This is a genomic window from Deinococcus rhizophilus (assembly GCF_030271215.1).
In the GTDB taxonomy this organism is placed as follows: domain Bacteria; phylum Deinococcota; class Deinococci; order Deinococcales; family Deinococcaceae; genus Deinococcus; species Deinococcus rhizophilus.
In genome coordinates this window covers 1-7,500 of sequence record NZ_JASNGB010000046.1, presented here as the reverse complement: position 1 = coordinate 7,500, position 7,500 = coordinate 1, and the positions used below count along the sequence as shown (strand labels likewise).

Genomic DNA, 7,500 nt, shown 5'->3' with positions numbered 1-7,500 from the left:
GATCAACCGCAACAACCGCCTCAAGAAGCTGATGGGCCAGGGCGCACCCGACATGATCATCCGCAACGAGAAGCGGATGCTGCAGGAAGCCGTGGACGCCCTCATCGACAACGGGCGCCGGGGCAGCCCGGTCACCAACCCCGGCTCGGACCGCAGCCTGCGCTCGCTGACCGACCTCCTCGGCGGCAAGCAGGGCCGCTTCCGGCAGAACCTGCTGGGCAAGCGCGTGGACTACTCGGGCCGCTCGGTGATCGTGGTCGGCCCGCAGCTCAAGCTGCACCAGTGCGGGGTGCCCAAGCGCATGGCGCTCGAACTCTTCAAGCCCTTCTTGTTCAAGGTGCTGGAGGAAAAGGGCGAGGTCACCAACATCAAGCAGGCCCGCAAGATGCTGGAGCGCTACCGCGACACCCGTGACAGCGTGTGGGACGCGCTCGAAGAGGTCATCGAGGACAAGGTCGTGCTGCTCAACCGCGCCCCGACCCTGCACCGCCTCGGCATTCAGGCGTTCGAGCCGGTGCTCGTGGAAGGGCAGTCGATCCAGCTGCACCCGCTGGTCTGCGAGGCGTTCAACGCCGACTTCGACGGCGACCAGATGGCGATCCACGTGCCGCTGTCGGCCTACGCGCAGGCCGAAGCCCGCATCCAGATGCTCTCGTCGCACAACCTGCTCTCGCCCGCGAACGGCGAGCCCAACGTCAAGCCCAGCCGCGACATCATTCTCGGCATCTTCACACTGACGCAGCTGCGCCGGGACAACCTCGGGGCCGGAACCGAGTTCGGGAGCGAGCAGGACGCGCTGGCCGCGCTGGCGGAAGGCCGCGTGGCCCTGAACACGCCCATCACGGTCAGCGGGCAGGAGACCAGCCCCGGCCGCCTGAAGTACATCTTCTCCAATCCCGACGAGTCGATCATGGCCGTCGAGCGCGGCGAGATCGACTTTCAGGACCACGTGCGGATCATGCTGAACGGCACCCTGCACGAGACCTCGGCCGGGCGCGTGATGTTCCGCCGACTGGTGCAAGAAGCGCTGGGGACCCAGGCGCATCTGGTCGACACGCTGGTCAACCTGGACACCGCCTACGAGAAAGATCACCTCAAGGACATGGTGATGGCCTGCTACAAGGAGCTGGGCGTGGAGGCCACCGCCGGGCTGCTGGACGCCCTGAAGGACAGCGGCTTCAAGCTGTCCACGACCTCGGGCATCACCATCGGGATCGACGACATCGTGCTGCCGCCCAACAAGGCGGAGCTGCTGGCCGAGGCCGACGGCAAGCTGCGCGAGATCGAGCAGAACTACGAGTTCGGCTTCATGACCGAAGAGGAGCGTTACAAGCAGGTCGTGCAGCTGTGGAACGACACCACCGACGAGGTGAAGAACGCGGTCTTCGAGAACTTCTCGCAGAACTACCCCTTCAATCCCCTCTGGATCATGTCGCAGTCGGGCGCACGCGGGAACCCGCAGCAGATTCGCCAGCTCGCGGGAATGCGCGGCCTGATGGCCCGCCCGGACGGCTCGACCATCGAGGTGCCCATCAAGGCCAGCTTCCGCGAGGGCCTGACGGTGCTGGAGTACTTCATCTCGACCCACGGGGCGCGGAAGGGGGGCGCGGACACCGCACTCCGGACCGCCGACTCCGGCTACCTGACCCGCAAGCTGGTGGACGTGGCCCACGAGGTCGTCGTGCGCGACGTGGACTGCGGCACCACCGACTACACGGTCATGCCGCTGGGCGCGACCGACGAGCGGACGGGCGAGTGGCGCAGCCGCAAGGGCAGCGAGATCGAGACCTCGATCTACGGCCGCACCCTGACCGCCGACGTCGAGCTGGCTGACGGCAGCAGCATCACCGCCGACACCATGCTCAGCCTGGAGGACGTGAAGGCGATCACCCGGGACGCCAAGGCCATCGGGGAAGTCTTTGTCCGCACGCCGCTGAACTGCCGCGTGAAGGCGGGCGTGTGCCAGAAGTGCTACGGCTACGACCTCTCGCAGGCCAAGCCCGTCTCGATGGGCGAGGCGGTCGGCGTGGTGGCGGCAGAAAGCATCGGCGAGCCCGGCACGCAGCTCACCATGCGGACCTTCCACACCGGCGGGGTGGCAGGCGGCGGCGACATCACGATGGGTCTGCCGCGCGTGATCGAGCTGTTCGAGGCCCGCAAGCCCAAGACGCAGGCGGTGGTGGCCGACCGTGACGGCGTGGTCCGCATCGAGGAGGAGGAGGAGCGCTACCTCGTCCGCATCGAGGCCGAGGACGAGCAGTACTCGTCCAAGACGGCGACCAAGATCGGCAAGGCCATGCGCCTGACCGTGCGCGACGGCGACCACGTGGAAGCCGGGCAGCCCATGACGCGCGGGGCCGTCAACCCCCACGACCTGCTGCTGTACAAGGACACCGACGCCGCCCAGCGCTACCTCGTGGAGGAAGTGCAGCGCGTGTACCGCTCGCAGGGCGTGAAGGTCCACGACAAGCACATCGAGGTCATCGTCCGGCAGATGCTGCGCTACGTGGAGATCACCGACGGCGGCGACACCGACCTGCTCGAAGGCCAGACGGTCGAGCGCTGGGAGGTGGATCAGGCGAACGAGGCCCTGGCCGACGGCCAGACGCCTTCCTCGTGGAAGCCGGTGCTGCTCGGGATCACCAAGAGCAGCCTGACGACCAAGAGCTGGCTCTCCGCCGCCTCCTTCCAGCACACGACGCACGTGCTGACCGAGGCCTCCATGCGCGGCCAGGTCGACGAGCTGATCGGCCTCAAGGAAAACGTCATCCTGGGCAAGCTGATCCCGGCGGGCACCGGCCTGACCACCGTCCGCGAGATGCAGGTCGCCGACGACCGCACGCTGGAGAAGTACGGCGAGGAGAACCGCAGCCCCGATTCCGTCACCGGAACCCAGCGCTACGACGACACCCGCCCCGGCAGTGCGCCGACCGACACGGTGACGTACACCAGCTAAAGGCCCCCTTCCCCGGCCCTCACCCCTCTGCGGGTGGGGGCCTTTTCATTGCCGCTGCGGGGAAGGGTTGGAGTCCGGCCCGTCCTGATAGAGCGTGGCGTAATGCTCGCCCAGCCGCACCAGAAAGCCCATCTCCTCGCGGGTGGTGGCGGCGCTGAGGGTGGCCTCGAAGCTGAGCAGGAGGGCCCCGTAGGCGAGGCTCCCGGCGCCCAGCAGGGCCAGCAGCACCGGGGCCGCTCCCGTCAGCAGGCCCGAGAGTTCGCCCAGCCCGATCAGGAAGCTGGTGCCCACCAGCAGCGCGACCGCCACGTAAAAGGCCCGCATCGCCCGCAGGAGGTAGCGGGTGCGGCGCGTCAGGCGCGGAAGCTGGCGCACGATCATGCGCTTTTCCTCGCGGGCAAGTGGGTCGCGCTGGCCGTCCTCGCTCACGAGGTCCTTGAAGCGGGCGGTCAGCACCCGCACCCGGTCGGTGCTGCGGCCCAGGCGGGCGCTGGTGCTCATCAGCAGGGTGCCCGCGCCCGAGATCAGCACGGCGGGGGTGATCATGGCCGTGAGGACGTTGAGGGTGGGGTCGGCCATGCGGACAGGGTAGGACGTGGGGGCCTCGCAGGTCAGGGGAAGGCCGCCGTGGAGCGTCACCCCTCTTCCAACGTGGAGGCGAAAGAGCTGCGCTGCTGCCTGTCCCCCGCCAGCCAGCAGCGCAGGAGCGGGGGCATCAGCTGCCGGGCCTTCAATTCGCTCGCAGGCACCCAGGCGAAGGTCAGATGCGGCTCGCTGGACGTGACCGTCTGCAACCGGGTCAGCCCTGGACTCGTCGCCGCGAAGAGGTGGTTGAGTTCATGCTGACGAACCCCCGACCTGTCTTGCCACTCATATTCAATGACCCCCAGAAACGCGCCGACTTCGAAGGAGCGGCCTGTCTCCTCGGCCAGTTCCCGCACGAGGCAGGCCCGCAGGCCCTCTCCCGGCTCGACGTGGCCGCCCGGCAGGAAGGTGTGGGCATGGCCGTGCGCCTGCGCGAGCAGCACATGGCCCCCGTCCTCTATGACGGCGCGGGCGAGCAGGTGGAGCCTGGGACTAGAAGGCATAAGGGGCAGCCTAGCGTGGCCTCAACCGTGCCCCCCTTCCACCCCCCTTTCCCACCACCCGCTAGACTTTTCTGATGCAGCTTCTCCTCGACCTTCACCCCGACGAATACCCGCTGGAGGGCTTCCGGCGGCGGCAACTGCTGGAGTGGGTGTTCGTGCAGGGCGTGGGCACCTTCGAGGCGATGACCAACCTCCCCGCTCCCGTGCGCTCGGACCTCGCCGCCCGCTTCCGGCTCAACCCCTTCCGCGAGATCGAGACGGTCCGCAGTCACGACGGCTCCGCGAAGTACCTCTTCACCCTGCTCGACGGGCGGCAGATGGAAGCGGTGTACATGCCCTACCTTGACCGCAAGACGGTCTGCGTGTCCACGATGGTGGGCTGCCCGGCCCGCTGCGCCTTCTGCGCGACCGGGGCGATGGGCTTCGGGCGCAACCTGACGCCCGGCGAGATCGTGGGGCAGGTGCTCGCCGTGGCCGGGGGCGAGGGGCTGGAGCCGCGCGAGATTCGCAACCTCGTCTTTATGGGTATGGGCGAGGCGATGCTGAACTACGACCACACCATGAAGGCGGCCCGTATCCTGCTGCACCCGCAGGCGCTGGGCATGAGCAAGCGCCGGGTCACCCTCTCCACCGTGGGGATCGCCAAGGGCATCCGGCGGCTGGCCGAAGAAGACGACCTCGGCCTCAAGCTGGCGATCAGCCTGCACGCCCCCGACGAGGAGACCCGGCAGCGCATCATCCCGACCGGGGCCGCCAACTCCATCGAGGAGATCATGGCCGCCGCCCGCGACTATCAATCGGTGACCGGACGCCGGGTGACTCTGGAATACACCATGCTGCGCGGCATCAACGATGGGCTCTGGCAGGCCGAACTCCTCGCTGAGCGGCTGCGCGGGCTGGTGAGCCACGTCAACCTGATCCCGATGAACCCCTGGGACGGCTCGGGCTTCGAGTCGAGCACCGAGGAGCAGATTCAGGCGTTCTACGACGCGCTCGAGGAGCGGGGCGTGGATGTCAGCGTGCGGCGCTCGCGCGGGAAGGACGCGGGGGCAGCCTGCGGACAGCTCGCGCTGCGGCGGCCCGGTGCGGTGACGGGCGCTCCGGCCTGAGCCTGCCCGACCCCCCTGCCTCCCCGCTGCGGGAGGCTTTTTGCTGGGTTTCCGGCAGGATGAGAGCGGGCTTCATACCACCTTGGGCCGGAGCGCGTGAGAGAATCACGGCGCCCCACGCCCCTTGCCTGCGCGTCAGGGTTCTGCCCGACCTCTCCCGCTCCGCTCTACCCACCATTTCCCCCGTTCAGGAGGGCTTTTCCGGTGACCCCAACGAGAACCATGGTGCTGCTCGGCCTGCTGCTGGCCGCCGCGCCCCACGCCGCCGCACAGACGCTGCTCGACACCTCGGCGGCCGCGACTGTCCAGACCACGCTCCTTCAGACCCAGCCGGGGGCTGTGCCGGTCACGGTGCCCACCCTTCCCACGGCGCCGGGCATTCCAGCTCCAGGCTCCCCGGCCGTCCCCACACCCCCGGCCCTCACGCCCGCGCAGCAGCAGACGCTCGGTCAGGGACGCGAGGCGCTGGGGGCAGGCGACCTCGCGCGGGCGCGGCGGCTGTTCGAGTCGCTGGTCGCTGCGCAGTACACCCACCCGGAGGGGCACTTCGGGCTGGGGCTGACGCTGCTGGCGCTGGGAGACCTGCGGGGCGCGGCCTTTGAATTCACCCGGCTCCGGGCGCTGGCCCCGGACCGCTTCGAGGCGCCCTACAACCTGGGAGTGATCGCCGGACGCGAGGGCCGCTTCGCCGACGCCCGGCGGCTGTACGAGGAAGCGGCGACCCTGGCCCGTGGGCAGGCCGGACCCGCCGCCGTGCGGCAGGTGCTGGAGGCGCTGGCCGGGGAGCAACTGCGGTCGGGCGACTGGGCCGCCCTGAGTGCCACGCTCGGGCAGGCGGCGACCCTGGACCCCTCAGACCGTGACCTCGCCTTCCGGCTGGCGCAGGCGCAGGTGCGGGCCGGGCAGGGGGTGGAGGCGCTGCCGGGCCTGTATGCGCTGCTCTCGCGCGAGCCGGGCCGGGCGGACGCGGCGCTGCTGCTCGCCGAGGTCTACGTGGGACAGCGGCTTCCGGAGCGGGCGGTGCGGGAACTGGACACCGTGCTGCCCCGCGTGGCGAAGGCCAGCGACCGGGCCACCCTGAACCTGCGGAAAGCGGAGATTCTGGCTGCCGGGGGAGACACCCGTGGGGCCGTGCTCGCTGCGCAGGAGGCGACCCGGCTGGACCCTGCCCGCCCCGCCGCCTTTGCCCGGCTGGGTGAGTTGCGGGNAGCGGCTTCCGGAGCGGGCGGTGCGGGAACTGGACACCGTGCTGCCCCGCGTGGCGAAGGCCAGCGACCGGGCCACCCTGAACCTGCGGAAAGCGGAGATTCTGGCTGCCGGGGGAGACACCCGTGGGGCCGTGCTCGCTGCGCAGGAGGCGACCCGGCTGGACCCTGCCCGCCCCGCCGCCTTTGCCCGGCTGGGTGAGTTGCGGGGACTGCGCGGCGACCGGGCCGGGGCGCAGGCCGCCTACGCACAGGCCGCCCGCCTCGCGCCGGGGGACGCGGCGATTCGCACCGCCCTGGGAGCCGCCCGGCTCGCGCTGGAGCTGAACGCCCAGGCCCGGCGAGACGCGGCGCAGGCCCTGACCCTGAAACCCGACGCGGCCACCCGCGCCCGTGCCCTGTACGTGGGGGGGGTCGCCGCCTACCGTCTGGGGGACCTCGCGGCGGCCCGCACCGCCCTGCGCCAGAGCACCCAGGCCGCGCCGGGCGCCGACGCCTACCTGTGGCTGGGCCTGACCGCCTACGCGCAAAAGGACTACGCGGGAGCGGCCGGAGCCCTGACCACCAGCGTCAAACTTGACCCCACGCCCACCGCCCGCCAGAACCTCGGCTCGGCACTGCTGGCGACCTCGCGCTACGCGGAGGCCGAGGCGATCCTGCGCGGCCTGACGGGAGAGCAGCCGCGCAACGCGGAGGCGTGGTACCTGCTGGGCCTGAGCCTGCGCTCGCAGGGGCGTGAGGCGCAGGCCCGGCCCGCCCTGAAGACGGCCGCCGACCTCGGGCACCGCCGCGCGGCGGAGGCGCTGCGATGAGCCGCGCCCAGCGTCCGGGGTCCGTGCCCCGCTGGCCCGACCTGCTGATCGGGGTGCTGGTCGTGCTGCTGCTCGCGGGCTTCGCGGCCCTGCTGATCGGCCAGAGCCGGGAGACGACCGCCGCCGCCCCCCCGCCCGCCGTGGTGGAGGAGGTGCCGGAGATTCCCGTCGCACCGGGCACCGACCTCGGTGTGGACCCGGTGGAGGAAGCGGTCCCCACTCCAGAGGCGACCACAGCCCCGGAAGGGACGGAGCCCGTGGCCGAACCGGAGGCCACGGCCCCCCGCCAGGAGACGCCCCCCGCGCCAGGAGAGCCGGAAGCGGCGGCCC

At 70.6% G+C, this 7,500-nt stretch carries 6 protein-coding genes and 1 pseudogene (1 of these 7 only partly in view); 5 read left to right on the top strand and 2 right to left on the bottom strand.

Annotation, left to right across the window (positions count from 1 at the left end; all coding sequences use genetic code 11):
- Nucleotides 1–2,956: the 3' portion of a DNA-directed RNA polymerase subunit beta' gene (rpoC, locus tag QOL99_RS07065; RefSeq protein WP_285522551.1), read on the top strand. The gene continues 1,694 nt to the left of window position 1, outside the view; only the last 2,956 of its 4,650 coding nucleotides appear in the window; its start codon lies beyond the left edge, outside the window; the stop codon is at nucleotides 2,954–2,956.
- A gap of 45 nt (nucleotides 2,957–3,001) precedes the next feature.
- Here rpoC and QOL99_RS07060 read toward each other — a convergent pair whose 3' ends face one another.
- Both QOL99_RS07060 and QOL99_RS07055 read right to left on the bottom strand, forming a co-directional pair.
- Nucleotides 3,002–3,535 carry a DUF2721 domain-containing protein gene (locus QOL99_RS07060; RefSeq protein WP_285522550.1) on the bottom strand — a complete coding sequence of 178 codons (534 nt, stop codon included), beginning with the start codon at nucleotides 3,533–3,535 and terminating at the stop codon, nucleotides 3,002–3,004.
- A 56-nt stretch (nucleotides 3,536–3,591) separates the two neighbouring features.
- Entirely contained in the window at nucleotides 3,592–4,044 is a 453-nt protein-coding gene (locus QOL99_RS07055) for an NUDIX domain-containing protein (protein WP_285522549.1), read from the bottom strand.
- A gap of 74 nt (nucleotides 4,045–4,118) precedes the next feature.
- Between QOL99_RS07055 and rlmN the strand changes: the two genes are divergently transcribed.
- From rlmN to QOL99_RS07035, 4 genes and pseudogenes are all read left to right on the top strand, one after another.
- Nucleotides 4,119–5,153, top strand: coding sequence for a 23S rRNA (adenine(2503)-C(2))-methyltransferase RlmN (rlmN, locus tag QOL99_RS07050; protein ID WP_285522547.1), 1,035 nt, complete (start codon nucleotides 4,119–4,121; stop codon nucleotides 5,151–5,153).
- Between the two features lie 222 nt (nucleotides 5,154–5,375).
- Nucleotides 5,376–6,560 carry a tetratricopeptide repeat protein gene (locus QOL99_RS07045; protein WP_456318849.1) on the top strand — a complete coding sequence of 395 codons (1,185 nt, stop codon included), beginning with the start codon at nucleotides 5,376–5,378 and terminating at the stop codon, nucleotides 6,558–6,560.
- The gene (locus QOL99_RS07040) at nucleotides 6,493–7,170 is read left to right on the top strand and encodes a tetratricopeptide repeat protein (RefSeq protein WP_285522544.1); all 678 of its coding nucleotides are present in this window, start codon (nucleotides 6,493–6,495) and stop codon (nucleotides 7,168–7,170) included. Before QOL99_RS07045 ends, QOL99_RS07040 begins: the two co-directional genes overlap by 68 nt.
- Nucleotides 7,167–7,500 (top strand): annotated as a pseudogene (locus QOL99_RS07035) (hypothetical protein); the annotation flags it as partial. The gene QOL99_RS07040 and the pseudogene QOL99_RS07035, both read left to right, overlap by 4 nt.

Excerpts from the sequence above, each read along its gene's own strand:
- rlmN (WP_285522547.1), top strand. The coding sequence starts at position 4,119 with ATGCAGCTTCTCCTCGACCTTCACCCCGACGAATACCCGCTGGAGGGC.
- QOL99_RS07060 (WP_285522550.1), bottom strand. The coding sequence starts at position 3,535 with ATGGCCGACCCCACCCTCAACGTCCTCACGGCCATGATCACCCCCGCC.
- QOL99_RS07055 (WP_285522549.1), bottom strand. The coding sequence starts at position 4,044 with ATGCCTTCTAGTCCCAGGCTCCACCTGCTCGCCCGCGCCGTCATAGAG.